Here is a 23,172-nt window from a genome sequence, read left to right as displayed (position 1 = left end):
CGGGGTGATGATTAGCGGCAGGGCAGGGCAGGTGTGGTCAGGGGATGGAGCGGCGGGGCCCGGCCGCCCCTCGGCCGGTCAGCCCCGGCCCCAGCGGCGCACCTTCTCCTCGCGGGCCTGCTCCTCCGCCTCACGGCGCATGTGCTGGCGCATGGTCTCCGGGCTGCCGTCCGGGTTGCGGTTGAGGCCGTAGAGGGGGCCGCCCTTGCAGTGCGCGTACGGCTCCAACTCCGCCTCGGTGAACGAAGCACGGTGCTCCGCCCGGTAGTCCCGGCGCCCGCCGCGTCCGCCGGTCAGGTCCAGCGGCGGGTCGTTCCGGCCGGAGACGTAGCCGTGGTTGTTGCTGTTGTCGTTGCTGCTCTTGCGGCTGAAGAAGCCCATGGTTCTTTTCCTTCTGATCAGGTGGGGCCGGGCCCGGTGGGCCCGGCGTGGCTGGTGGGGCGGTGTTCAGGCGGAGGCGATGAGGGCGGCGACGGTCTCGAAGGCGTGGTGCCAGGCCTGGTCGAGGGCGTAGGCGCCGTTCATGCCGTGGTCGGCCAGGCGCACGAAGTGGCCCTTGCCGGTGGCGTCCGCGAGCTTGCGCAGGGGCTCGCGCCGGTCGGCGATGTAGTGCGTGGTCGCGGAGAGGGCGAGCGCGGCGACGGTCGGACCGGGCCGCAGGCGGACGCCGAGCAGGCGGGCGCCGACCAGCAGGGCGGCGGCCTGCGTGGCGGTGTAGGCGGCGACGTGGGCGGCACAAGCGCGGCGGCCGGCCGCGCTGGACTGCCCGTCGTTGTGGTCGTGGTGGCCCTTGGTCGAGGCCTGGTGGTCTGTCTGGATCCAGTGGTCCGCGACGTCGGCGGCGGCGCGGAAGAGGGCGTAGGCGGCGGCGAAGCGGGCAGCGCGGACGTTGGTCATGGCAGGCTCCAAGAAGGCTGTGGTGTGGGCGAGTCGGTTGGTGTCATGCCGCGAGGGGCATGGCGTCGGCGCAGCGCAGGCAGGTGCCCAGGTGTGCGGGCAGGACGTATCCGGCGTCCTGGCCGCAGGCGGGGCAGGTGCGGCGGGCGGTGTTCGCGGCGGCCAGGGCCCGGCGCCTGCCCTCGGTCATGGGGCGGACGGGCTTGGCGTGGGTGAGGCGGTAGAGGTAGGCGACGCGCACACCGTTGGTGGAGCGGCGGGAGCGCCACATGAGCTGTGCGGCGATGTCCTGTCCGCCGGGGCGCAGGCCCTTGGCGCGGAGCTGTCGACGGGTGAGCAGGCCGGGCGGGGCCATCTTCCACGGGTAGGTGGGGATGCCCCCGAACCGGCGGCCCTGCGGATCCCAGAACCGGGGCCGGGACACGGTCAGGCCCAGGTGGTGGCGGGTTCGGGCAGGTTGTAGAAGCCGACCAGCTCGACCGGGGCGCCGTAGACGGTGCCGGTGACGATGAGCCAGGCCAGGGCGCTGCCGTAGTTGTGCTTGTGGTCGACGGCGGCGGGGTCCAGGTCGAGGGCGGCGCGCCACTGCTCGAACGCGTCGAGGTCGTCGTGGAGGGTGGCGCGCAGGCCCCACGTCGTGCCGGTGTCGGGCACGTGGGTCTCTCGCAGGTCGAACCTCGGGGCGGGCAGGTCGGCGTGGGCGGTGAGGATGGCCATCAGGGCGCCGGCGGCGCCGATCTGCTCGCCGCTGGTGGTCGTGCTGTCGAGGGTGGTCACGATGCCTTCTCCTCGGTGTGCGGTGTGGTGGTCTCTTCGGTGCCGGCCGGGACGGCGTGCAGGGCGGGACGCTCCGTGCCGGCCGTGCCGAACTCCCGGTAGCGGGCGGCGACCCATCCGGCCGACCAGCCGGTCAGCTCTACCGCCCGGCGCTGCGGGACGCCGGCCACTACGCAGGTCTGGATCTTCAGCCGGGCCCGGTCCTCGGGCAGGCGCTCGTCCACGGCCGGGGCGGACAGGAGGTCCTGCCGCAGCCGCTCGATCTCGCGCTCGGCGTCCCGCTCACGCTCGCGCTCACGACGCTCACGCTCGCTCGCCTCGCGCTCACGACGCTCACGCTCGGCCTGCTCGGCGTCCTGCCGGCGCTGCTGTTCCTCGCGCTTGGCGTCCTCGCGGCGGGCCCGCTCCTGGCGCTCCTCGCGGACCATGCGCTCCTCGTGCTCACGCTGCCCGAGGACCATCCGCTCCTCGTGCTCACGGCGCTCACGCTCGGCGCGGTCGGCCCGGTCGTACTCGGCCATCCGGTCCTCGCGTTCCTGTCGGCGGCGCTCGTCGGCGCGGCGTTCGCGCTCGGCCCGCTCATCGCGCTCACGGGCCTCACGGGTGGCCAGCGCGGCAGCGATCGCCCGCCGGTAGGCGAGCGAGGTTTCCGCTGTGACGATCAGCAGCAGCGGCGCCACCGCGTGGACCGCGACCCCGACCGCATCCCGGTTCAGAGCGGACAGACCCACGTTGAGCAGCACGGTCATCAGGCCGGTCATCCAGCGCAGCACGACCGGCCAGCGGCCACCGTTGCCGCCGAGGCGGGCAAGCGTGCTGTCCATGCGGATCACGATCACCACCGCCGCATCCACGACCAGCGGCAGGATCGGCGCCGTCCACTGCCACCCCTTGGGGGTGTGTCCGGACATCAGCGGTGTCACCGTGAGCACGCTGTAGAGGACCGCGCCGAGCGTGATCGTCCAGGTGCCCACGGCCAGCGCCCGCTCCGCCGAACGGATCTGTTCCTGGCTCATCGGCGCCTTCACCGCGACCACCACCCAGCGAGCAGAGAGCGCGTCGTGAGCGAGTGGTGAGCGACCGTGAGCGCCATGAGCGCGGTCCCCGCCCTCACGCCGCCACCTGCCCGGCGACCGGGCCCCGGCGGACGCCCGGCCGGCGCCGCAGCGGCACCGGCGCCGTCTTCAGCAGACGCTCGGCGTAGGCGGCCAGCTCCGGGTCCTCCCGGCGCAGATCCGCCAGGATGTCCTCGGCGGCGTCCATCCGGGCCTGGCACTCCAGCGCCGACTCACCGGCGATGCCGGCGAACAGCTCCTCGTCCACGCCCAACGCCAGCTCCGCGAACTCCTCGGAGCCCACGGCGCGCTGGCCTGCAACAATCGACCTCACGGGTCTACCTCTTCTCTCGATGGGGTGTGGGCCCCAGGGGCTGCCGCGCTCCGGCCAAGGAAGGCGCGGCGGCCCCGACGCATGCGGGCCCAGACCACTCGTCATGTCACGAGCAGCCATGACCCCCGACCCGCCACAGGCGGCACGGATCGGGGACCAAAGACACTCGTTGTTGAGCTGTTGCGTCTTTCGGGAGCGTGCTCCCGCTTTAGGCAGACGCGGATCTTTCGATCACTGCCCTCCGGACTGAAAAGGCGCCGGGAACCATGGCCCCGTAAGGCCGCTTCGCCCTGGGTACGGCGGTAGCCGTCCATTGATAGGCGCGTTTGTGCAGCTCAGAGCAGCCCAAAGAAGGACCCACCAGGCATGCAATCTCACCTGGTCTTGTTGGCTGACTTGTTCCAACAAGCTGATGGCATGAGCTTGGGGCATGGGTGCTCGCGTCGTCAAGCGCTTCGAGGTACCTTGTTGGAACAAGTCCTCCAAGTCAGGAAGATCAGACATGGCCAAGCAGACCCCGCGCTACCACGCCATCGCCGATGACCTGCGGCTTCAGATAGAGCAGGGGCGGTTGGCACCCGGCCAGAGGCTTCCGTCGGAGGAGGAACTGACCGCGACGTACGACGTCAGCCGGAACACGGTGCGACTCGCACTCGGCCGGCTGACCGACGAAGGACTCCTGGTGTCCGCCCAGGGGCGCGGCACCTTCGTGAGGGAGAGCTACACGCCGGCCGTGTGGAACTGGACCACGATGGAGTCTCGGTCGGTCCACGAGGCGAACCACACTGCCGGCGACCAGTGGGCCAGCCAGATAGCCGCCAACGGCCAGGAACCGCGCCAGGAGATCCGGGTATCGATCAGGCGGCCTCCGGAGGAGGTAGCGCGCCAACTCCAGCTCGACCCCGCGACCGCGCTGACCGTCGTCCGCGAGCGAATTCGCTACGTCGACCACGAGCCGTACGCCCTCGCCGACTCCTACTTCCCAGAAGAGCTGGTCCGGAACACGCCGCTGATGCTCCCCGAGGACGTGTCGGCCCCGGGCGGCGTGCTCGCCAGCGCCGGCCTGATCCAGGTGCGGTACAGCGATGAGATCACCATCCGGATGCCCACCCGGGACGAGAGCGAGCGGCTCGTTCTTCCGGCAGCCACGCCAGTCGCGGTCCACCGCCGCACCGGCTACGACAAGGACGGAAAGCCGCTCCGGGTGATGATCACCACCCTCCCCGGCGACAGGCACGTCATTCGCTACGACGTCTCTACGGACTGACATGACTGCTCTGAGTACCGCGCGACGCCCAGAACCCCTGACCGACCACGAGTCGAGTCCAGAGCTTGTCTGGTACGCGGCCTACGGCTCGAACATGCACCTCGACCGGCTGATGCACTACATCGCGGGTGGCCGTCCTCCGGGCGGCGCCCGGGTGTACCCGGGGTGTCGCGACCGCCGACCGCCGCGCGCGGCGCTCCCCGTGCTGCTGCCGGGGCAGCTCTACTTCTCCCTGGAGTCGAAGGTCTGGACCGGAGGCATGGGCTTCTACGACCAGACGGATGACGGCGAGATGCCGGCGCGGGCCTACCTGATCACTCCTGAACAGTTCTCCGACATCGCGGCGCAGGAGATGCACGACGTGCCCGGGCGGAACGTCGACCTCGCGCCGGTTCTGGCGTCGGGAGAGGTCCGGCTCGGGCCCGGCCGCTACGAGACGCTGGTCTGCCCGGGGCAGATCGACGGCTACCCGGTGTTGACGTTCACCGCCCCGTGGCGGCGCGTGGACGCCGTGGTGACCCGCCCGTCGGCCGCCTACCTCCGGAACTTCGCATCCGGGCTGAGCGAGGCACACGGCTGGTCCGTGGAGAACTCGGCCGAGTACCTGAGCGCCCGCCCGGGTGCGGCCGGGACGTGGACCACGAAAGCGATCGTGGCGGCGCTGAGCGCCCAGCCCGCGAGCATCGGCGGCCCGGAGTCGTAGTCGGGAAAACGCCCAGGTAGCGACAGGGTCCCTGGTCTCAGTTCTGGTCTCATTCACCCCCGTTCGCAGGGGTTCACCGCACCCCTACGACACCCCTCCCACCAAGGGTCGGAACCCCGGCGAACCCCGCCGTACACGGCCGCACAGACCTCGAAAGCGTGTGTGGGGGCAACTCCACCGTGGGTTCGAATCCCACCGCTACCGCCACTGAGCAGTAAAAACGAAAGCCCCGCCCGGGATCCGGACGGGGCTTCGTTCGTTCGTCGTCTCAGTTTCCGTCTCACTTGCCCATTTCGGGGCCCTGCTCGGAGGCGTCCGGCTCAGCCTCGGCGCGGGCCTCCGCCGACTGCCAGAGCAGCCCGCCGACCCGCTTGGCGATGTCCCGGCGGATCGGATCCACCATGTGCTGGTACCTCGCGGCCATGGCGGTGGACGACCAGCCCATGGTGGCCATCACCGCGCGCTCGCTCACGCCGAGCAGCAGGAGGACCGTCGCGGCTACGCAGACGTACCTTGAGCACCTGAACGCGCTCAGCAGGGGGAACCCGTAGGCGCATGGCGCATTCTTCTCGGGCCGCAAGTGGGAGGCCAGACAGCGACGCCGTAGGCCAGCGCGCCACCGAGACCGGACGTCGCAGCCATGGCCGCCCGTGCTGGATCTCCCGGTCCGCGCTGTGGCCAAGAGCGACCAGGGGCAGCGCGAAGATCTCAGATCTTCCGCCGTCTGCTGCCCGCCGTTGTCGAAGGCGGCGACGACCTGGCCGCGTCCCGGCCCCCGCCCGAGATTGCCCGAACCCCGTACCGTGTTCACGCCATCGATGTCATAGTCGGACGTTGTGTGGACAACGCTTGCGCCGCTCATCGGCGTCCTGCTCGGCGGGCTCATGTCGATGCTGGCCCAGCGCTCGGCAGGACGCGCCTTGGAACGCGGCGAGGCGCGCCGCAGTGCTCGTGAACGTGCCGAGGCGCGCCGCAACGAGCGGCTTACTCACCTCATCGAATTTCTGTCTGCGGTGCAGGAAGCTGAACGAGTCGCGGTGGATCGGTATCACCACAACCTGGCTGACGAGCAGTGGCAGGCCCGGGCACGGCAGGTCCTTGACAGGGTGTGGGTGATGCAGAAGACGATCCATGTACTGTGCGCATCCGAGGTCGGCGAAGCGGCACGCAACCTCGCGTGGGCAGTGCAGGAGGTGATCAGGAAGGGTCCCGAAGATCCGGAAGATCCGCAGGACGAGAAGGTCTGGGCGCACATCCGTCCGAGCCGACAGGCATTCCTTGATCTCGTGCGCGACCAGCTGAGTTGAACCCCGGAGCGATTCGGCAGCTGTCGTAAGCGACCCGGGACACGCAGCACCAGCTCCGGCCTCCATTGCGCGGCGAGCGTCATCTACTTCGCCGGCTTCTCAGGGGATGCGAAGCCCGCCTTGGCGCGGGAGGCCTGCATGTCCACTGATCAGCAGCACACCCCCGAATGGCCCCTTGCCCATCGACAAGCTGATCACGATCACTTCGGAATGACTCGTAGTGGGGGCGCTGGTCGGGCCACGATTCTCGTCTCAGTTCTCGTCTCGTTCATCCCCGGTCGCCAGAGTTCGCCACAGTTCAGGAAACCGGCGGGAACGAGGTGGGACGGCCTTCACCAGGGCGGCGACCAAGGCCCTTGATCGCCACCTCAGAACTCGAAAGCATGTGTGCGGGCAACTCCACCGTGGGTTCGAATCCCACCGCTACCGCCAGAAAGCCCGAGGGCCCGTCCGATCCGGACGGGCCCTCGGCGTTTCCGCGCGCCCTCGGACGGACGCACCCTCGGACGTGTCCGCCCTCTGACATGGAAATGGCTCCGCACACCGGGCCGACGACCACCGACACCCGGCTCGTACGGAGCCTGGAGGGGGAGCGGCTCGGGGGGACTGACCGCTCCCCCGACGGAGTCCCACAACCGGCACCGCGTCGGGGGGAAGCCGCGGCGGCCGGTCCCACAGCGGGGAGCTCCGGATCCACGTACCGGGGATTCCTGCCAGATCCTCGGTACGTCATCCATCCTGCCGCCCGGGTCGCGGCCGGGCACCCGGAGAAAGGCCCCACTCGCGGGGACCTTCGTCCCGCCGGCCGAACGCGTCACACACTTGATAGCCCGTCCGGGTGGATAAGCTGCCCCCTGCAGGCCGCTCGGGGACCGAACGACGGCGGCCCACAGCTGGGAGGAAGGTCACCCGATGGCGCAGGCGAAGAAGATCGGCATGGTCCTCCTGCTCGTCTTCGTGCTCTACTCGATCATCACGTCGCCGGCCCGGTCCGCCGAACTCGTCCAGCTGGGGTTCGAGGGCATCTCGAACGCGGCCAAGGCGGTCGGCACCTTCATGACCGGGCTGATCAGGTAGACCGGGTGACCGGGTGACCAGGCTGACCAGGTAGATCGGGCCGACCGAGCGGACCGCCGCTCGAGTGGACCGGCCCGGGCAGGTGGCCCGCGCCCGGGTGGCGGACGGCCGTCCACCGACCTCGGCACACCGGCTACGGTGGGCGGGACCCTCACCCCCCGTCCGCGAGGAGCGGCAATCGTGATCCGGCACCTGGTTCTGTTCAAGCTCAACGAAGGCGTCAGCAAGGACGACGAGCGCGCGTTCGCCGGCGCCAAGGCGTTCTCCGAACTCGGCGCGGTCATCCCCGAGCTGCGCGAGTGGGATTGCGGCTGGAACACCACCGAGCGGGACATCGCGTACGACTATGCGATCAACAGCCTGGTCGAGGACCGCACCGCCCTGCAGGCCTACCTGACCCACCCGGCCCACCAGGCCGCGGCGGGCCAGTGGCGCGAGTTCGCGACCTGGGTGATCGCCGACATCGAGGTCTGAGCCCCCGTCCGACCCGATCCCGGCCCGGTCCCGGCCCGATCGCGAACCGATCCCGGCCCGCTCCCGCCCGGAGTCCGTCCCCGTCCTTCCCTCGGACGGCCCGCAGCGCCCCGTCCGACCTCCGGACGGGGCGCCGTGCTCTGTCCCGGAACGACCCTTGCGGCGCTTCACCGCTGGACCCGGTAAAGGTTGAACACCCGACCAACACACCTCCACCGGGTGCTTGCCCGACCTGTGCCCACCTTGTGATGCTATGACCGGTTTTGCCGGACATGGCGAGGTGGTGAACCAGCCGCGACACCCGATCCGCAGGGCCCGCCGCCGTTGTCGACTATGGGAGGGGTGACGTGTCCGTGGACGAGGTTCTGGCTGCGATCATCAGCCCGGCCGGCGAGCTGCGCCCGGACGGCCTGCGCGGCGGCCCCGGCGGCCGGCCCGCCGTGGACGTCCGGACGCTGACCCGGGTGCTGTTCGAGCGGCTCACCGAGCTGCCCCCGGACGCCCCCGAGCGGGAGCGGGTCCGGGCCGCGCTGATCGAGGTGAACATCCCGCTGGTGCGCTACGCGGCCACCCGCTTCCGCAGCCGCAGCGAGCCGATGGAGGACGTCGTCCAGGTCGGCACCATCGGCCTGATCAACGCGATCGACCGCTTCGACCCCGAGCGCGGCGTCCAGTTCCCCACCTACGCGCTGCCCACCATCCTGGGCGAGATCAAGCGCTACTTCCGGGACAACGTCCGCACCATGCACGTCCCGCGCCGGCTCCAGGAGCTGTGGGTCCAGGTCAGCGGCGCGATGGAGGAACTGACGGTGCTGCACGGGCGGGCGCCCAAGGTGCCGGAGATCGCCGCCAGCCTGCGGATCCCCGAGGAGGACGTCCGGGCCTGCCTGGACGCCGGGCGGGCCTACAACGCGGCTTCCCTCGAGGCCGCCCAGGAGCACGAGGGCGGGCTCGCCCTGCTCGACCGGCTCGGCTACGAGGACTCCGCGCTGGCCGAGGTCGAGCACCGCGACATGGTCCGCCACCTGCTGGTCCAACTCCCCGAGCGGGAGCGCCGGATCGTGATGCTGCGGTTCTTCGCCAACCTCACCCAGTCCCAGATCAGCACCGAGCTGGGGATGTCCCAGATGCACGTCTCGCGGCTGCTCTCGCGGATCCTCACCCGGCTTCGGACCGGCAACTCCTGGGAAGAATGAGATTGCAGCGCGTTACCCCCGTGTGACATCTTGCGACGTTCGGGTTTGCCGTGCACCGTGTTCCGGTATGGAGGGGGGAGGGCCCCGCCGGGAACCTCCGCGCGAGGGCCCCCGTTCAAGTGACAGTCACGAGGGGGTGGGTGCATGTCCGGAGAGCTGGGCACTGCGGAGATCCACGCTGGTCAGGCCAACGGCACTGCCGTCGCCGAGGCCCTGGTCCCGCGGCAGCGGGTCGAGTCCGTCGAGCCGCCCGGCCCCGACGCCGCACCAAAGACGCCGCTCGGCGCCGACCCGGCACCCGAGGCACCGCCCGGCGCAGGGCTGGACACCCGGACGCTCTCCCGCTCGCTGTTCCTGCGGCTGGCCGCACTGGAGCCCGGCAGCGAGGAGCACACCTACGTCCGCGACACCCTGATCGAGCTCAACCTGCCGCTGGTCCGGTACGCCTCCGCGCGTTTCCGCAGCCGCAACGAGCCGATGGAGGACATCGTCCAGGTCGGCACCATCGGCCTGATCAAGGCGATCGACCGCTTCGACCCGGAGCGCGGGGTGGAGTTCCCCACCTTCGCGATGCCCACCGTGGTCGGCGAGATCAAGCGCTTCTTCCGGGACACCAGCTGGTCGGTCCGGGTGCCGCGGCGGCTCCAGGAGCTGCGGCTGGCGCTCACCAAGGCCGGCGACGAGCTGTCCCAGCGACTGGACCGCTCCCCCACCGTCGCCGAGCTGGCCGTCTGCCTGGGCGTCAGCGAGGAGGACGTGGTCGAGGGCCTCGCGGTCGGCAACGCGTACACCGCCAGCTCGCTCGACTCCGGCTCCGGCGAGGACGACGGCGACGGGCCGCTGGCCGACCGGCTGGGCTACGAGGACCTCGCGCTGGAGGGCGTGGAGTACCGGGAGTCGCTGAAGCCGCTGCTGGCCAAGCTGCCGCCGCGCGAGCGGCGGATCATCATGCTGCGGTTCTTCGGCAACCTCACCCAGTCGCAGATCGGCGAGGAGATCGGCATCTCGCAGATGCACGTCTCCCGGCTGCTCACCCGGACGCTCACCCAGCTCCGCGAGGGTCTGATCAGCGAGGGCTGATCAGCGGGAGCTGAGCCCGTCCCCCGACTTCGAGCGAGGGCCGAGCCGCGCCCTCGACTTCAGCTGCTCGACTTCAGCTGCCGTCCAGCAGGTTGACGCGCAGTCCGGCCAGCACGTCGTCGTCCAGCCCGAGCCCCTCCCGCCAGAACGGGTCGAAGCCGCCCCAGCCGGCCTCGACCTCCGCGAAGGCCGCGTCCAGGTAGGCGCGGTCGGCCCGGAAGACCGGCAGGAGGAGTTCGGGTTCGCGCATCAGGCCGCGGGCGGCGAAGTCGTCCAGCACCCGGTCGACGACCGCGGCGGAGCGCTCGTTGGTGAGCAGGTAGTCGGCGACGACGGTCTCGCGGTCCACCCCGAGGGCGGTCAGCAGGAGCGCTGCCGCCCATCCCGTACGGTCCTTGCCGGCCGAGCAGTGGAACAGCAGCGGCGGCCCGTCCGGGGCGGCCAGGAGGCGCAGCAGGGCGGCGAAGCGCTCGCGTGCCACCGGGTTCGTGACGAACCAGCGGTAGAGGCCGGCCATCGTCGCGCTCGCCCGGCCCTCGCCGAGCAGCGCGCGCTGCCGCTGCGGGCTGGGGTCGGCCAGGGCTCCCCTGATCATCAGATAGATGTCGAAGTCCTTTGCCAGCAACGGCAGTTGATGCAACATGACGCCGCCGGGGAGGCGATCCTGGCCGGCGTCGCGGATCTCGTCCATGCTGCGCAGGTCCACCACCCGGCGCAGGCCCAACGCGCCGAGCGGGCCCAGGTCTTCGGCGGTGACGTGGTTCAGGCCATCGCTGCGCAGGGCCACCCCGCACCGCAGCGTCCGCCCGTCGGCGGTCCGGTACCCGCCCAGATCACGCGCGTTGACCGCGCCGCGCAGCCCGAGACTGCGGCCGACCAGCTCGGTTCCGGCCGGTTCCGACGCCGATATCCGTGCGCCCCCGATTCTCCCGGACTCGGTCTGCTGATCGGCCATACGGGCGCCCCCATTGCATATTCGGACTGTCACATGGCACAGCGGTGCCCGATATTGCATGAACCTGCCCATTGGATCGGCAAGATGTGCAAGAGTGTCATGCGCAACGACGACAGTGTAGGTGTCGCGCCCGCACCGACGAGCCGCACCGTCGGTAACCACGTGTAGCGCTCAGCTTCCGGTTTTTCATTTTCAATTCATTATTTGCGCCACCGGTACAGTTCCGGTCACAATCAGCGCCTTCATGGCATCGCCATGAACGTTGGTAACAGGTTCGCTGCACTCTCGCCCTTTTGGTCCCTCGCACGGCCGACCCTCGACCAGGATGGGCCCCGGGCAGCCTGCTGCCCGCGAACAGCTACACGGGCAGGCGAGCGCCGAGCAGCGCGACGCCTGGCCCAAGGGGAGGATCAACCATGGGTCGAGCGACCCGAAGAGTCGCCGCGTGCGCGGCGGCAGTTCTGCTGGCCAGCGGCCTGCAGACCACCCTGGCCTTTGGCGACACCACGCCGCCCAGGATCGACCTCACCATCCTGGTCGTCGACGACGGCGGCCCCTCGGTCGCGGCCATCACCGCAGAGCTGAAGAGCCAGGGCACGCCGTACAAGGTCATCAGCCTCAATGACCCCAACCGTCCCGTCATCAACTCCGCTTTCCTGAGTGACACGGTGAACGGTCAGCCCCGGGGGAAGTTCCAGGGCATCGTGCTGCCCAACGAAAACCCCTTCCCCAACAGTGCCGCCGAGATGACGGCCATCGCGAGCTACGAAGCCGCTTTCAACATCCGCCAGATCGACGCGTACACGTGGGCCAGTCCGGCGGTGGGGCTGAACTACGCTCAGAATCCCGGTTTCGTCGGTACTCTCGACGGATTCCAGGGCGCCACCACCTCGGCCGGAACTTCGGGACCGTTCGGGTACCTCAAGGGCAGTGTCCCGTTCGAGGACAACGACCCGAGCGTCAGTGAGAGCTACGGCTACCTGGCGGCCCCGCTCGCCAACCTCCCGGCCGGTGCCTCCTTCGTCCCGCTGGTCGACGCCCCGATCCCCAGCACCACCTCGCGCGGGTCCCTGGTCGGCGAGTACACCCACGACGGCCGCAAGGAGCTGGTCGTCACCTTCGTCTACAACCAGTACCAGCAGCAGTACCGCCTGCTGGCCCGCGGCATGGTCGACTGGATCACCCAGGGCGTCCACCTCGGCTACGACCGCAACTACTTCGCGGCCCACGTGGACGACGTCTTCCTGGCCGACGACCGCTGGGACACCGTGCTGAAGTGCACCCCCGGCGACGTCACCTGCCCGCCCGGCACCCCGGACACCGCCAACCCGATCCGGATGACCCAGGCCGACGCGCAGTACCTCAAGCAGTGGCAGACCGCCAACAACTTCACCCTCGACATGGTGTTCAACGGTGGCGGCAGCGAGGACTGGAAGGCCGACCACGCGACCACCGTGGACCCGACGGCGAACCAGATGATCGCCGACCAGAACAGCTACCGCTGGGTCAACCACACGTACACCCACCCGTACCTGGGCTGCGTCCAGGACGTCTCGGTGGTGCCGTGGGTCTGCACCAAGAACGCCTCGGGCGGCACGGTCTGGGTCGACCAGAACACCATCTCCACCCAGATCAAGAACAACTTCGACTGGGCCACGGCGAACGGTCTGAAGCCCGACCCGCAGGCCTTGGTCACCGGCGAGCACTCCGGCCTGCTGACCGCCCCGCAGGAGACCAGCGACAACCCGTACCTGGCTCCGGCGCTGGCCGCGAACGGCATCAAGTTCACCGGCAGCGACGCCTCGCGCGAGCCCGCCCAGCGGGCCGTCGGCTCCTCCACGCTGACCGTGCCGCGGTACCCGATGAACGTCTTCTACAACGCCGGCACGGCGAAGGAGGAGGCCGACGAGTACAACTGGATCTACACCAGCAAGGCCAACGGCGGCAGCGGCGTCTGCGAGAACAACGCCAACTCGACCTGCCTGTCGGCGCCGCTGGACGTCAACACCGGCTACCAGTCGTACATCGTGCCGCTGGAGGCCCGGATCGACCTCGGCCACGTGCTGAACAACGACCCGCGGCCGCATTTCATCCACCAGTCGAACCTGTCCGAGGACAAGATCCTCTACCCGGTGCTGGAGAAGATCCTCGGGACCTACCGGTCGCTGTACGCCGCCAACACCCCGATCGTGAACCTCGGCGAGCGCGAGATCGGCCAGGAGTTCCAGAAGCGCGCGGCCTGGAACACGGCCCTCGCCGCCGGCCAGATCACCGCCTACCGGGTCGGCAACACCGTCACGGTCAACGCGCCGGCCGGCGTTCAGGTCCAGGCCACCATGCCGACCGGAACCGCTCAGAAGCTGGCCATCGGATCGACCGCCTTCGGTTCGTCCTATGCCGGTACGCTCTCCGGCTGGGTGTCCCCGGGCGCCCTGCAGAGCAACATCACCCTGCAGCTGCCGTCCGCCCCGGCCGCCCCGGCGCCCGTCGCGCCGAGCGTCGCCGCCAAGTCCGTCCCGGCCCCGGCGCCGGCGGACAAGACGGTCGTCCCGCAGGGCGTCGCCACCCCGGTCCCGGTGGGCCCGAGCGACACCACCCGCAAGCCGGCCCCGTCCCTGGTGCCGGGCAGCGGGGCCCCGGTGCCCGGCAAGGGCGTGACCGCTGATAACAACGGTCACGGCGACAAGGGCCAGAACGGCCGCGGCGACAAGACCGCGGCGAAGAACGGCAAGGCCTCTGGGGGGACGGCCACGCCGATCAGCACCACCGGACGCTCCGGCAACCGGTAACCCGTACCAGCCGCTGACGGGGTCGGACCGGACAACCGGCCCGACCCCGCCACGGCGCCCGTTCCGGCCACCCAGGCCGGAACCGACGCAAGAACAGGAGGGGGGACAGGAGATGCGCGTCACCCTGCTCACCGAGGGGACGTATCCGCACCAGCACGGCGGCGTGAGTGTCTGGTGCGACCAGCTCGTTCAGGGCATGCCGGACGTCGACTTCGACGTCATCGCCGTCACCGGGACCGGCCACGAAGCACTGGCCTGGGAATTGCCCGCCAACGTCAAGTCGGTCACGACCGCTCCACTGTGGGGCCCGGCCTCCGAGGCCAGGCCGCCCCGCGGCAAGGAGATGCGGCGCTTCCTCAACGCGTACGAGCGCTTCCTGCACTCCATCCTCGATCCGGTCTACACCACGCACTTCGGCACCGAGCTGTACGGCTTCGCCGACCTCGCCCGGCGCGGGCTGCTCAGCCCGGCGCTGCGCAGCGAGCGTGCGCTCCGTACCCTCCAGCACGTGTGGACCCGGGACTACCTGCCCACCGCCGTCTCCCGGCCCACCCTGCACGACGCCCTGAACGCGACCGACCTGCTGGAGCACGCCCTGCGGCCGCTCTCGGTCGAGCCGCCGAAGGACGGCGTCGCGCACGCGGCCAGCGGCGGCCTCGCCACCCTGCCCGGGCTGATCGCCGCCCAGCAGTACGGCGTACCGTTTCTGCTCACCGAGCACGGCATCTACCTGCGCGAGCGCTACCTCGGCTACCGCACCGGCCCGTACCGCTGGCCGGTCAAGGCGCTGCTGCTCGGCTTCTACCGGATGCTCGCCGAGGAGAGCTACCGGGTGGCCGCGCTGGTCACCCCCGGCAACCGGTACAACCGGCGCTGGGAGGAGCGCGGCGGCACGCCGTCCGCGCACATCCGCACCGTCTACAACGGGGTGGACCCGGCGGCCTTCCCGCCCGCCGGCCCCGAACCCGAGACCCCGACCCTCAGCTGGGCCGGCCGGGTCGACCCGATCAAGGACCTGGAGACGCTGATCCGGGCCTTCGCCATCGTCCACCGCGAGATCCCCGAGGCGCGGCTGCGGCTCTTCGGGGGCACGCCCAAGGGCGGCGAGGCCTACCGGGACGGCTGCATAACCCTGGCCGCCGAACTCGGCATAGCCGACTCGGTGGCCTTCGAAGGCCGCGTCGCCGACATCACCGACGCCTACGCGGCGGGCAACGTGGTCATGCTCTCCAGCATCAGCGAGGGCTTCCCGTTCACCCTGATCGAAGCGATGTCCTGCGGCCGCGCGACCGTCTCCACCGACGTCGGCGGCGTCCGCGAGGCCGTCGGCGACACCGGCCTGGTCGTCCCGCCGCGCGAGCCCGAGCCGATGGCGGCCGCCGCGATCGAGCTGCTGCGCGACGCCGAACGGCGCGCCCGGCTCGGCGAAGGAGCCCGACTGCGGGTGATCGAACAGTTCACGCTGCGCCAGAACATCGACGGCTTCCGCAGCATCTACACCGAGCTCCTGGGCACCGCCCGCTGGATGCCCGGCGGCATGGTGGCCGTCACCGACCAGGCCCCCAGCCCCGACTGGGACGAGCAGCTGGCCACCGCCCGGCCCGAGCCGAGCGAGGTGGGCGCATGAGCGGTCCTTTGCGTCTTGTTCCGGACGAGGGCGGTTCCGAGCGGACGATGCAGCTGCGCACGCTGCCGCTCAAGCTCCGCCGTCCCGCCCCGACCGAGCCCGAGCCCGGGCCCGAGGAGCAGCTCGGCCTCTCCGCGGACCCGCTGGACGAACTCGCCGAGCGTCTGCGGGACATCTGCGCCGACGCCGTCCACCCGTACGAGATCGCGGCCATCCTGGAGTCCGACGGCCTCTCGGACGAGCAGGCGGCCCTGCTGTACGGCCGCCCCGACGCGTTCACCGTCGCCGAGGAGCTGTTCGAGAAGGTCCCGCGCCGCTACCCCGGCCAGAGCTCCGAGTTCGCCAATCCCTGGCGGGCCGACCCCTGGCGCTGCGTCGTGCGCGGCCTGGTGTTCGCCCTGCCCGGCCTCGGCTACCTGCTCGGCGCCAACCTGTTCGCGACCGCCCGGATGCGTTTCGGCCTGCCCTCGGGCATGCTCGCGCTGTCGATCGCCACGCTGGTCAGCTGGGGCTTCAACCAGGCCCTGGCGCACCGCGCGTACCGCTGGCTGGGCCGGCTGCGCCGTCGGGAGGCCGCGGTCTGCCTGACCGTCGGCGCACCGCTCGGCGCGCTGATCGCGGCCGCCGCCGCGTACGTGGTGGGCGGGCCGCTCGGGGCGCTGTGCTTCGCCGCCGGGCAGTCCTGCTACCTGGGCGCGGCCACCGTGCTGCTGGTGCTCGGCCGGGAGAAGTTCCTGCTGCTGGCGCTGGCGCCGGCTTCGGTCGGCGCGGGCGTGGTGCTGGCGGCGGACGTCCCGCAGGTGGTCCGTACGGTCGTGCTGCTCGCCTCGGTGGTGCTGGCCACCGGGCTGGCCGTCCGGGAGCTGCTGGTCTGTGTCCGCGGCGGTGAACGCGAGTCCGTGTCGCTGAAGCTGCCGCTCCGCCAGGAGGTCCCGCACCTGCTGTTCGGCCTGGCCTGCGGCGCGCTCACGTTGATCGCCGGCCTGGGCACGACCATCCACCAGGCCGTGCAGACCGGCGGCCACGCCACGCAGGCGACGTCGACCACCCCGACCGGCCCGGCCATGATCGCGCTGACGCTCAGTCTCGGTCTCGCCGAGTGGCTGCTCTTCCGCTACCGGGCGATGGCGGTGGCCGCGTTGCGCATCAGCCACACGAGCGGCCAGTTCACCCGCCGCACCGGCGGGATCCTGCTCGGCTGCCTGTTCATCTACCTCACCACCGTGGCCGCGCTGGACGCCGCCGCGACCGTGCTGTGGCCCGGCGCTCCCGCGCTCGGCGTGCCGCAGCTCGGCGCGATGCTGCTCCTCGGCGGCTCGCTCTGGCTGGCGCTGCTGCTGAACGCCTTCGGGTTCAGCTGGAGCACCGCCCTCATCTGTCTGGCCGCCGCGGGTGCCGAGAGCGCCGGGTTGCTGACCGGTGTGGATCCGATCGTCCTGCAGCTGACCGGCTGCGGGGCGGCCGCCGTCCTCCTCACCGCCATCGCCGGGCCCGCGCTCGGCCGCACCACCCAGCACCGCTGATCCACCCGCACCACCCGCACCACATCCGAACCAGTTCTGATCCACATCGAATATCCCGCACGCCTCCTTCGCGTGCACCGCTGTACCCGCTTCACCTGAGACACCCACCGGGCCACCGGCGGCCGACCACCACAGAGCGTCCGGCCGCCCCGGCAGATCGAGAAAGCGAACCCCGCATGAGCAGCGTCGCGGTTACCGGAGCCGAGGGCTTCATCGGCTCCCACCTCGTCGAGACCCTGGTCGCCGACGGGCACCACGTCCGCGCGATGGTCCAGTACAACTCCTTCTCCTCCTTCGGGTGGCTGGAGACCCTGTCCGAGGAGGTGCTGGACTCGGTCGAGATCATCCTCGGCGACGTCCGGGACCCGGGCTCGGTCAACGGCCTGGTCAAGGGCACCGAGGCGGTCTACCACCTGGCCGCCCTGATCGCGATCCCGTACTCCTACCGCGCTCCCCACTCGTACGTGGACACCAACGTCACCGGCACCCTGAACGTGCTGGAGGCGGTGCGCCACCTGGAGATCCCGCGCCTGGTGCACACCTCCACGAGCGAGACCTACGGCACCGCGCAGACCGTGCCGATCACCGAGGACCACCCGATCAACACCCAGTCCCCGTACGCCGCCTCCAAGGCCGGCGGGGACCGGCTGGCGGACAGCTACCACGCCAGCTTCGAGACCCCGGTCGTCACCCTGCGCCCGTTCAACACCTTCGGCCCGCGCCAGTCGATGCGCGCCGTCATCCCGACCGTGATCGCGCAGGTCGCGGCCGGCCAGACCGAGATCACCCTGGGCGACCTGCGCCCGACCCGCGACTTCACGTTCGTCAAGGACACCGCCAACGCCTTCCGCACGGTGGGCACCGCGCCCGCCGAGACGGTGGTCGGCCGCACCTTCAACGCCGGCACCGGCGGCGAGATCTCGGTCGGCGACCTGGTCACCCTGGTCGGCAAGCTGATGGGCGTCGACCTGGTGGTGAAGGAGGACGAGCAGCGCATCCGTCCGACCAACTCCGAGGTCATGCGCCTGGTCGCGGACGCGACCCGGCTGCGCAAGGCCACCGGCTGGGCCCCGCAGTTCAGCCTGGAGCAGGGCCTGGAGCAGACCATCGAGTTCTTCCGCGACCCGGCCAACCTGGCTCGCTACAAGACCGACATCTACAACGTCTGACCGCCTTCACGATCATGTTCGTCCTGGTAACCAAGGTTCGTGGCCTGCACATCCTTTCCGTGGGGGAAAAACCATGCACGCAGTGATCCTGGCCGGCGGCAAGGGCGTCCGCCTCCGCCCGTACACCACCGCGCTTCCCAAGCCGCTCGTTCCGATCGGCGACCAGCACGCGATCCTGGAGATCGTGATGCGCCAGCTCGCCGCCGCGGGCTTCAAGACCGTCACCCTGGCCATCGGCCACCTCGGCCACATCATCCGCGCCTACGTCGGCAACGGCTCCCAGTGGGGCCTGCGGGTCGGCTACGCCGTCGAGGACAGCCCGCTCGGCACCATGGGCCCGCTGCTCACCATGCAGGACCGCCTGCCCGAGCACTTCCTGGTGATGAACGGCGACATCCTCACCGACCTGGACTTCGCCGGGGTGCTCAAGCACCACGAGACGTCCGGTGCCCCGCTGACCATCGCCACCTACGCCCGCCAGGTCAAGATCGACTTCGGCGTGCTGACCACCGACTCCGGCACCATCACCGGCTTCCAGGAGAAGCCCAGCATCGACTACCGCGTCTCGATGGGCGTGTACGGCGTCTCGCGCTCGGCGCTCGCCAAGTACACCCCCGGCCTGCCGCTGGGCTTCGACGAGCTGGTGCTGGACCTGCTGGCCGCCAAGACCCCGCCGGCCGCGTACGACTTCGGCGGCTACTGGCTCGACATCGGCCGCCCGGACGACTACGATCGGGCCAACGCCGAGTTCTCGACCATCCGCCCGGTCCTGATGCCCTTCGAGTCGGTCGGCGTCGTGCCGGGCGTGGCGGAGCTGCCGCTCCCGGCCGCCCGCACCGCCCCGGACGACACGTCCGACGAGCCCGCCGCCGCGGGCGCCGAGAGCGACGGACGGGCCGCGTGAGAATCCTGCTCCTCGGCGGCGACGGCTTCCTGGGCCGTCACGCCACCACCGTCCTGCGGTCGCTGCCCGGTGCCACCGTGCTGACCGCGGGCCGGCGGTCCACTCACGACCTTCGGCTGGACCTGGCCACCGCCCAGGCCGGCCCGCTCGGCGAGGAACTGGCCGCGCTGGCCCCCGACGCGGTGGTCAACTTCGCCGGCGCGGTGGCCGGCAGCGCGGTCAAGCTCGCCGAGGTGAACGCCCGCGGCCCGGCGGTGCTCTGCGAGGCGCTGCAGCTCGGCGTCCCGAAGGCCCGCCTGGTGCACATCGGTTCGGCCGGCGAGTACGGCGTCTGCGCACAGGGCAGCTCGCTGCCCGAGGACGCCGACGCCCGCCCGGTCGGCGTGTACGGCGCGACCAAGCTGGCCGGCTCCCTCGCGGTGGCCGGCTCGCCGCTGGACGCCGTCGTGCTGCGGGTGTTCAACCCGGTCGGCCCCGGCGCACCGGCGGGCTCGCTGCCCGGCCGGCTGGCCGCCGAGCTGCGCCGGGTGGCGCCCGAGGGCACCGACGGCGTGGTCACGGTCGGCGACCTCTCCGCCTACCGCGACTTCGTCGACGCCCGGGACGTCGCCGAGGCGGTCGGCCTGGCGGTCGCGGCCGACCGTCCGCTCCCCCGGGTGCTCAACCTCGCCTCCGGGCAGGCCAAGCAGGTCCGGGCGATCGCCGACGGCCTGGTCGCCGCGGCCGGTTTCACCGGCCGGATCGACGAGAGCGGGGCCGGCTCCGAGCGTTCGGCCGCGGTCTCCTGGCAGCAGGCCGACGTCTCGGCCGCCGCCCGGGAGCTCGGCTGGCACCCGGAGACGGACCTCGCCGACACCCTGCGCGACCTGTGGCTCAGCACCGCCGAGCCCACGCCGACCCCGGTGGTCGCATGACCACCGGGCACCACCCCGACGGCCGCCTGCTGGTGCCGCTGTACGTCCACCCCGCGGTGGACCCGGCGGCCTGGCAGGCGGTCGCCGCCGCCGACCCCGACCGGATCGCCGCCGTCGTGCTCAACCTCGCCGACGGCCCGGGCGAGGTCCCGGACAACGTCTTCGCCGAGGCTGCCGAAGAACTCCGCGCGGCGGGACTGCCGTTGGTCGGGTACACCGACACCGACTACGGCCACAGGTCCCACGCGGCCGTGGTCGCGGACATCCTGACGTACCGCCAGCGACATGGCATCACCGGCGTCTACCTCGACCAGGTGACCACCCACCCGGGCGCGTTGGCGCACTACCGGCGGCTGGCCACGGCGGCCCGCGCGGCCGGCTGCGGCACCGTGATCTTCGGCCACGGCGAGCACCCCGACCCGGGCTACGCCGAGGTCGGCCTGGCCGACCTGCTGGTCACCTTCGAGGGGGACTGGGACACCTACCGCGCGATGACGCAACCGCTGTGGACCGGCCGGCACGCGGCCTCCCGCTTCTGCCACCTGGTCTACGACGTCCCGTCCGAGCACGCCCAGGACGCCACCGCCCTGATCGCCGCCCGTCGGGCCGGTGTCGGCTGCGCCGTCCCCGGCGCCGGGGAGAACCCCTGGCGCACTCTGCCGTACGGTCTGACCGCTGCTGAACTGACCTGACCCGATCCGGAGTTCGACTACCGTGAACCGCCGCACCCGGCTCCTGCCGGCCGCCCTGGCCCTCGCCACCGCCACCGCCCTGCTGGCCACCTCGTGCAGCAGCTCCGGCTCGGAGGACGACGGCGACTCGGCCGACGGCTCCCCGAGCACCCCGCCCGCGGCCACCGCCCCGGGCACCCCCGGCACCACCGACCCGGGCACCCCCGACGGCACGCCCAGCGACCCCGCCACGAGCGCGACCCCGGGCACGCCGAGCGGCAGCACTCCCCCGGGCACCACCCCGCCCGGCACCACCGCCCCGCCGCCGACCGGCGCCCGCTGGCAGCCCACCCCGGGCCTGGCCTGGCAGTGGCAGCTCGGCGGCGGCACCGTGGACCAGTCGGTGGACGTCCCGGTCTACGACATCGACGGCTTCGAGAACGACGCCTCGGTGGTGGCCGCGCTGCACGCCAAGGGCCGCAAGGTGATCTGCTACCTCAACGCCGGCTCCTGGGAGAACTTCCGCCCGGACGCCACCGCCTTCGCCAAGGCCCTCCAGGGCTCGGACACCGGCTGGAAGGGCGAGAAGTGGTTCGACATCCGCAAGCTCGACCAGCTGAAGCCGCTGATGGCCGCCCGCTTCGACATGTGCAAGAGCAAGGGCTTCGACGCCATCGAGCCGGACACCATCGAGGCCTACAACCAGAACAGCGGCTTCCCGCTGACGCCCGACGACCAGCTCAAGTACAACCGGATGCTGGCCCGGCTCGCGCACGAACGCGGCCTGGCCATCGGCCTGAAGAACGACCTGGACCAGATCCCCGCGCTGCTGCCGGACTTCGACTTCGCGGTCAACGAGGAGTGCTCGCAGTTCGACGAGTGCGACCGCGTCGCACCCTTCGTCAAGGCGGGCAAGGCGGTCTTCCATGTCGAGTACAAGCTCGACACGGACCAGTTCTGCGCCAAGGCCAAGTCGCTGGGCTTCAGTTCGATGCAGAAGAAGCTCGAGCTGAACGCCTGGCGCAAGCCCTGCTGAGGTGTTCCACTCCCGTCGCGCGGGTGACCCGGACGAGGGTCACCCGCGCGAGGGTCACTTGACCGCCAGCCAGATGACGGTGCCCAGCACGGCCAGCACGACGACGGCGACCAGCGCGATCACGCCGGTACGGTTGCCGCCGCCGCTGGTGCTGCGGCCGTAGGTGGAAACGTTGCCCGGCTCCTGGCGTGCCGGGGTCTCGTCGACGAACGCCCGGAACATCTGGGTGCTGCCGGCGGGGTCGTAGTCGTTGTCAGCCATGGCAGGGACTCTAACGAATCGGCCCACCTCAGGCACAGCCCGGACCCCCTTCCCGGCCGGCGCACCACCCCGGCGTGCGACGGTGGTACGACAGGCTCGTGAACACCACCCGGCGCACGGAATGCCCCACCGCGGAATCGGGTTGACTGCGATCATGACCGGAAACCACAGCCGGGTGAGCCTCGGCACCTCCGACCTGTCCGTCTTCCCGCTCTCCCTCGGCGGGAACGTCTTCGGCTGGACGGCCGACGAGCAGCAGTCCTTCGCGGTCCTGGACGCCTACGCGGCCGCCGGCGGCAACTTCGTCGACACCGCCGACGTCTACTCGGCCTGGGCCCCGGGCAACACCGGCGGCGAGTCCGAGACCGTCCTCGGCAACTGGCTGCGCAGCCGCGGCAACCGCGACGGCGTGGTGATCGCCACCAAGGTCGGCATGCACCCCGACGCGCGCGGCCTCGGCGCCGCCAACATCAAGGCCTCGGCCGAGGCGTCGCTGCGCCGCCTGGGCGTCGAGCGGATCGACCTGTACTACACCCACCGGGACGACGACACCCCGGTCGAGGAGTTCGTCACCGCCCTGGACGAGCTGGTCCGCGAGGGCAAGGTCCGCGCGGTCGCCGCCTCCAACATCGGCGCCGAGCGGCTGTCCGAGGCGCTGGCCTTCGCCGAGCGCGAGGGACTGGCGAAGTACGTCGCCGTCCAGCCGCACTACAACCTGGTCTCGCGCGACACCTTCGAGGGCCCGCTGGCCGACGTGGTCGCCGAGCACGGTCTGGCCACCGTCCCGTACTACGCGCTCGCCTCCGGCTTCCTGACCGGCAAGTACCGCCCGGGCGGCGCGGGCGTGGACAGCGCCCGCGCCGAGGGCGCCGCCCGCTACCTCGACGAGCCGCGCGGACCCAAGGTGCTGGAGGCGCTGGACACCGTCGCCGCCGAGCACGAGGTCGAGCTCGCCGCCGTCGCCCTGGCCTGGCTCACCGCCCGTCCGACGGTCGCCGCCCCGATCGCCAGCGCCCGCACCGTCGAGCAGCTCCCGCCGCTGCTGGCCGGCGCCACGCTGAAGCTCACCCCGGAGCAGACCGCCCTGCTGGACGCCGCCTCCCTCGCCTGAGCACCGACCCGCGCACGCCACCGGGCCCCCGACAGCGCGATGCTG

At 71.2% G+C, this 23,172-nt stretch carries 23 protein-coding genes and 2 pseudogenes; 16 read left to right on the top strand and 9 right to left on the bottom strand.

Going from position 1 to position 23,172, the window contains the following annotated elements; all coding sequences use genetic code 11:
* Positions 1 to 78 precede the first annotated feature (78 nt).
* The 6 genes from ACZ52J_RS26780 to ACZ52J_RS26755 all read right to left on the bottom strand — a co-directional run bounded on the left by ACZ52J_RS26780 (position 79) and on the right by ACZ52J_RS26755 (position 3,063).
* Positions 79 to 381 carry a hypothetical protein gene (locus ACZ52J_RS26780; RefSeq protein ID WP_465622337.1) on the bottom strand — a complete coding sequence of 101 codons (303 nt, stop codon included), beginning with the start codon at positions 379 to 381 and terminating at the stop codon, positions 79 to 81.
* Between the two features lie 66 nt (positions 382 to 447).
* Positions 448 to 897: a hypothetical protein gene (locus tag ACZ52J_RS26775; RefSeq protein ID WP_465622335.1), complete on the bottom strand. Its 450-nt coding sequence runs from the start codon at positions 895 to 897 to the stop codon at positions 448 to 450.
* Between the two features lie 43 nt (positions 898 to 940).
* Positions 941 to 1,252: an RRQRL motif-containing zinc-binding protein gene (locus tag ACZ52J_RS26770; protein ID WP_465622399.1), complete on the bottom strand. Its 312-nt coding sequence runs from the start codon at positions 1,250 to 1,252 to the stop codon at positions 941 to 943.
* A 71-nt stretch (positions 1,253 to 1,323) separates the two neighbouring features.
* Positions 1,324 to 1,674, bottom strand: a complete 351-nt coding sequence (locus tag ACZ52J_RS26765) for a hypothetical protein (protein ID WP_465622334.1) — start codon at positions 1,672 to 1,674, stop codon at positions 1,324 to 1,326.
* Positions 1,671 to 2,690, bottom strand: a complete 1,020-nt coding sequence (locus ACZ52J_RS26760; protein ID WP_465622332.1) for a DUF2637 domain-containing protein — start codon at positions 2,688 to 2,690, stop codon at positions 1,671 to 1,673. Before ACZ52J_RS26760 ends, ACZ52J_RS26765 begins: the two co-directional genes overlap by 4 nt.
* Before the next feature lie 94 nt (positions 2,691 to 2,784).
* On the bottom strand, positions 2,785 to 3,063 hold the full coding sequence (locus tag ACZ52J_RS26755; RefSeq protein ID WP_465622331.1) for a hypothetical protein: 279 nt from the start codon (positions 3,061 to 3,063) through the stop codon (positions 2,785 to 2,787).
* A gap of 502 nt (positions 3,064 to 3,565) precedes the next feature.
* Here ACZ52J_RS26755 and ACZ52J_RS26750 point away from each other — a divergent pair.
* Both ACZ52J_RS26750 and ACZ52J_RS26745 read left to right on the top strand, forming a co-directional pair.
* Entirely contained in the window at positions 3,566 to 4,330 is a 765-nt protein-coding gene (locus ACZ52J_RS26750) for a GntR family transcriptional regulator (protein ID WP_465622330.1), read from the top strand.
* A 1-nt stretch (position 4,331) separates the two neighbouring features.
* Positions 4,332 to 5,033 carry a histone deacetylase gene (locus ACZ52J_RS26745; RefSeq protein WP_465622328.1) on the top strand — a complete coding sequence of 234 codons (702 nt, stop codon included), beginning with the start codon at positions 4,332 to 4,334 and terminating at the stop codon, positions 5,031 to 5,033.
* A gap of 280 nt (positions 5,034 to 5,313) precedes the next feature.
* On the opposite strand, the pseudogene ACZ52J_RS26740 reads toward ACZ52J_RS26745, so the two are convergent.
* Positions 5,314 to 5,532 (bottom strand): annotated as a pseudogene (locus ACZ52J_RS26740) (site-specific integrase); the annotation flags it as partial.
* Between the two features lie 337 nt (positions 5,533 to 5,869).
* On the opposite strand from ACZ52J_RS26740, the gene ACZ52J_RS26735 reads away from it, so the two are divergent.
* The 5 genes from ACZ52J_RS26735 to ACZ52J_RS26715 all read left to right on the top strand — a co-directional run bounded on the left by ACZ52J_RS26735 (position 5,870) and on the right by ACZ52J_RS26715 (position 10,167).
* A complete protein-coding gene (locus tag ACZ52J_RS26735) occupies positions 5,870 to 6,340 on the top strand; it encodes a hypothetical protein (protein WP_465622327.1) in 471 nt (156 codons plus the stop codon).
* A gap of 912 nt (positions 6,341 to 7,252) precedes the next feature.
* Positions 7,253 to 7,417: a hypothetical protein gene (locus ACZ52J_RS26730; protein WP_465622326.1), complete on the top strand. Its 165-nt coding sequence runs from the start codon at positions 7,253 to 7,255 to the stop codon at positions 7,415 to 7,417.
* A gap of 180 nt (positions 7,418 to 7,597) precedes the next feature.
* Positions 7,598 to 7,891 carry a Dabb family protein gene (locus tag ACZ52J_RS26725; RefSeq protein ID WP_465622324.1) on the top strand — a complete coding sequence of 98 codons (294 nt, stop codon included), beginning with the start codon at positions 7,598 to 7,600 and terminating at the stop codon, positions 7,889 to 7,891.
* 395 nt (positions 7,892 to 8,286) lie between these two features.
* Positions 8,287 to 9,087, top strand: a complete 801-nt coding sequence (locus ACZ52J_RS26720) for an RNA polymerase sigma factor SigF (protein ID WP_465622398.1) — start codon at positions 8,287 to 8,289, stop codon at positions 9,085 to 9,087.
* A gap of 144 nt (positions 9,088 to 9,231) precedes the next feature.
* Positions 9,232 to 10,167 (top strand): RNA polymerase sigma factor SigF, encoded by a 936-nt coding sequence (locus ACZ52J_RS26715; protein WP_360496469.1) that lies wholly within the window; start codon positions 9,232 to 9,234, stop codon positions 10,165 to 10,167.
* A gap of 73 nt (positions 10,168 to 10,240) precedes the next feature.
* On the opposite strand, the gene ACZ52J_RS26710 is transcribed toward ACZ52J_RS26715, so the two are convergent.
* Positions 10,241 to 11,122 (bottom strand): tyrosine-protein phosphatase, encoded by an 882-nt coding sequence (locus ACZ52J_RS26710; protein WP_360496472.1) that lies wholly within the window; start codon positions 11,120 to 11,122, stop codon positions 10,241 to 10,243.
* A gap of 416 nt (positions 11,123 to 11,538) precedes the next feature.
* Between ACZ52J_RS26710 and ACZ52J_RS26705 the strand changes: the two genes are divergently transcribed.
* From ACZ52J_RS26705 to ACZ52J_RS26670, 8 genes and pseudogenes are all read left to right on the top strand, one after another.
* Positions 11,539 to 13,911: a hypothetical protein gene (locus tag ACZ52J_RS26705; RefSeq protein WP_465622322.1), complete on the top strand. Its 2,373-nt coding sequence runs from the start codon at positions 11,539 to 11,541 to the stop codon at positions 13,909 to 13,911.
* Between the two features lie 112 nt (positions 13,912 to 14,023).
* Positions 14,024 to 15,538, top strand: a complete 1,515-nt coding sequence (gene pelF, locus ACZ52J_RS26700; protein WP_465622321.1) for a GT4 family glycosyltransferase PelF — start codon at positions 14,024 to 14,026, stop codon at positions 15,536 to 15,538.
* Positions 15,535 to 17,061 (top strand): hypothetical protein, encoded by a 1,527-nt coding sequence (locus ACZ52J_RS26695; protein ID WP_360496481.1) that lies wholly within the window; start codon positions 15,535 to 15,537, stop codon positions 17,059 to 17,061. Before pelF ends, ACZ52J_RS26695 begins: the two co-directional genes overlap by 4 nt.
* Before the next feature lie 176 nt (positions 17,062 to 17,237).
* Positions 17,238 to 18,230 carry an SDR family NAD(P)-dependent oxidoreductase gene (locus tag ACZ52J_RS26690; protein WP_465622319.1) on the top strand — a complete coding sequence of 331 codons (993 nt, stop codon included), beginning with the start codon at positions 17,238 to 17,240 and terminating at the stop codon, positions 18,228 to 18,230.
* A gap of 73 nt (positions 18,231 to 18,303) precedes the next feature.
* A pseudogene (locus tag ACZ52J_RS26685) lies at positions 18,304 to 19,005 on the top strand (nucleotidyltransferase family protein); the annotation flags it as partial.
* A 125-nt stretch (positions 19,006 to 19,130) separates the two neighbouring features.
* Positions 19,131 to 20,048 carry an NAD-dependent epimerase/dehydratase family protein gene (locus ACZ52J_RS26680; RefSeq protein ID WP_465622317.1) on the top strand — a complete coding sequence of 306 codons (918 nt, stop codon included), beginning with the start codon at positions 19,131 to 19,133 and terminating at the stop codon, positions 20,046 to 20,048.
* On the top strand, positions 20,045 to 20,740 hold the full coding sequence (locus ACZ52J_RS26675; RefSeq protein ID WP_360496490.1) for a spherulation-specific family 4 protein: 696 nt from the start codon (positions 20,045 to 20,047) through the stop codon (positions 20,738 to 20,740). The genes ACZ52J_RS26680 and ACZ52J_RS26675 overlap by 4 nt, the downstream gene beginning before the upstream one ends.
* Before the next feature lie 22 nt (positions 20,741 to 20,762).
* Positions 20,763 to 21,755, top strand: coding sequence for an endo alpha-1,4 polygalactosaminidase (locus ACZ52J_RS26670; protein WP_465622316.1), 993 nt, complete (start codon positions 20,763 to 20,765; stop codon positions 21,753 to 21,755).
* Positions 21,756 to 21,809: 54 nt separating this feature from the next.
* On the opposite strand, the gene ACZ52J_RS26665 is transcribed toward ACZ52J_RS26670, so the two are convergent.
* The gene (locus ACZ52J_RS26665) at positions 21,810 to 22,016 is read right to left on the bottom strand and encodes a hypothetical protein (protein WP_360496496.1); all 207 of its coding nucleotides are present in this window, start codon (positions 22,014 to 22,016) and stop codon (positions 21,810 to 21,812) included.
* Positions 22,017 to 22,170: 154 nt separating this feature from the next.
* Here ACZ52J_RS26665 and ACZ52J_RS26660 point away from each other — a divergent pair, with 154 nt between their 5' ends.
* Positions 22,171 to 23,127 carry an aldo/keto reductase gene (locus ACZ52J_RS26660; RefSeq protein WP_465622314.1) on the top strand — a complete coding sequence of 319 codons (957 nt, stop codon included), beginning with the start codon at positions 22,171 to 22,173 and terminating at the stop codon, positions 23,125 to 23,127.
* Positions 23,128 to 23,172: the final 45 nt, after the last annotated feature.

This window comes from Kitasatospora sp. NPDC034035, assembly GCF_055575755.1.
This window is presented reverse-complemented; position numbering and strand designations above follow the sequence as displayed.

What these genes read in the sequence shown, in the direction of transcription:
- ACZ52J_RS26715 (WP_360496469.1), top strand. Translation starts at nt 9,232, where the DNA reads ATGTCCGGAGAGCTGGGCACTGCGGAGATCCACGCTGGTCAGGCCAAC.
- ACZ52J_RS26730 (WP_465622326.1), top strand. Translation starts at nt 7,253, where the DNA reads ATGGCGCAGGCGAAGAAGATCGGCATGGTCCTCCTGCTCGTCTTCGTG.
- pelF (WP_465622321.1), top strand. Translation starts at nt 14,024, where the DNA reads ATGCGCGTCACCCTGCTCACCGAGGGGACGTATCCGCACCAGCACGGC.
- ACZ52J_RS26665 (WP_360496496.1), bottom strand. Translation starts at nt 22,016, where the DNA reads ATGGCTGACAACGACTACGACCCCGCCGGCAGCACCCAGATGTTCCGG.
- ACZ52J_RS26710 (WP_360496472.1), bottom strand. Translation starts at nt 11,122, where the DNA reads ATGGCCGATCAGCAGACCGAGTCCGGGAGAATCGGGGGCGCACGGATA.
- ACZ52J_RS26660 (WP_465622314.1), top strand. Translation starts at nt 22,171, where the DNA reads ATGACCGGAAACCACAGCCGGGTGAGCCTCGGCACCTCCGACCTGTCC.
- ACZ52J_RS26745 (WP_465622328.1), top strand. Translation starts at nt 4,332, where the DNA reads ATGACTGCTCTGAGTACCGCGCGACGCCCAGAACCCCTGACCGACCAC.
- ACZ52J_RS26675 (WP_360496490.1), top strand. Translation starts at nt 20,045, where the DNA reads ATGACCACCGGGCACCACCCCGACGGCCGCCTGCTGGTGCCGCTGTAC.
- ACZ52J_RS26770 (WP_465622399.1), bottom strand. Translation starts at nt 1,252, where the DNA reads ATGGCCCCGCCCGGCCTGCTCACCCGTCGACAGCTCCGCGCCAAGGGC.
- ACZ52J_RS26760 (WP_465622332.1), bottom strand. Translation starts at nt 2,690, where the DNA reads ATGAGCCAGGAACAGATCCGTTCGGCGGAGCGGGCGCTGGCCGTGGGC.
- ACZ52J_RS26775 (WP_465622335.1), bottom strand. Translation starts at nt 897, where the DNA reads ATGACCAACGTCCGCGCTGCCCGCTTCGCCGCCGCCTACGCCCTCTTC.
- ACZ52J_RS26690 (WP_465622319.1), top strand. Translation starts at nt 17,238, where the DNA reads ATGAGCAGCGTCGCGGTTACCGGAGCCGAGGGCTTCATCGGCTCCCAC.
- ACZ52J_RS26705 (WP_465622322.1), top strand. Translation starts at nt 11,539, where the DNA reads ATGGGTCGAGCGACCCGAAGAGTCGCCGCGTGCGCGGCGGCAGTTCTG.
- ACZ52J_RS26695 (WP_360496481.1), top strand. Translation starts at nt 15,535, where the DNA reads ATGAGCGGTCCTTTGCGTCTTGTTCCGGACGAGGGCGGTTCCGAGCGG.
- ACZ52J_RS26780 (WP_465622337.1), bottom strand. Translation starts at nt 381, where the DNA reads ATGGGCTTCTTCAGCCGCAAGAGCAGCAACGACAACAGCAACAACCAC.
- ACZ52J_RS26750 (WP_465622330.1), top strand. Translation starts at nt 3,566, where the DNA reads ATGGCCAAGCAGACCCCGCGCTACCACGCCATCGCCGATGACCTGCGG.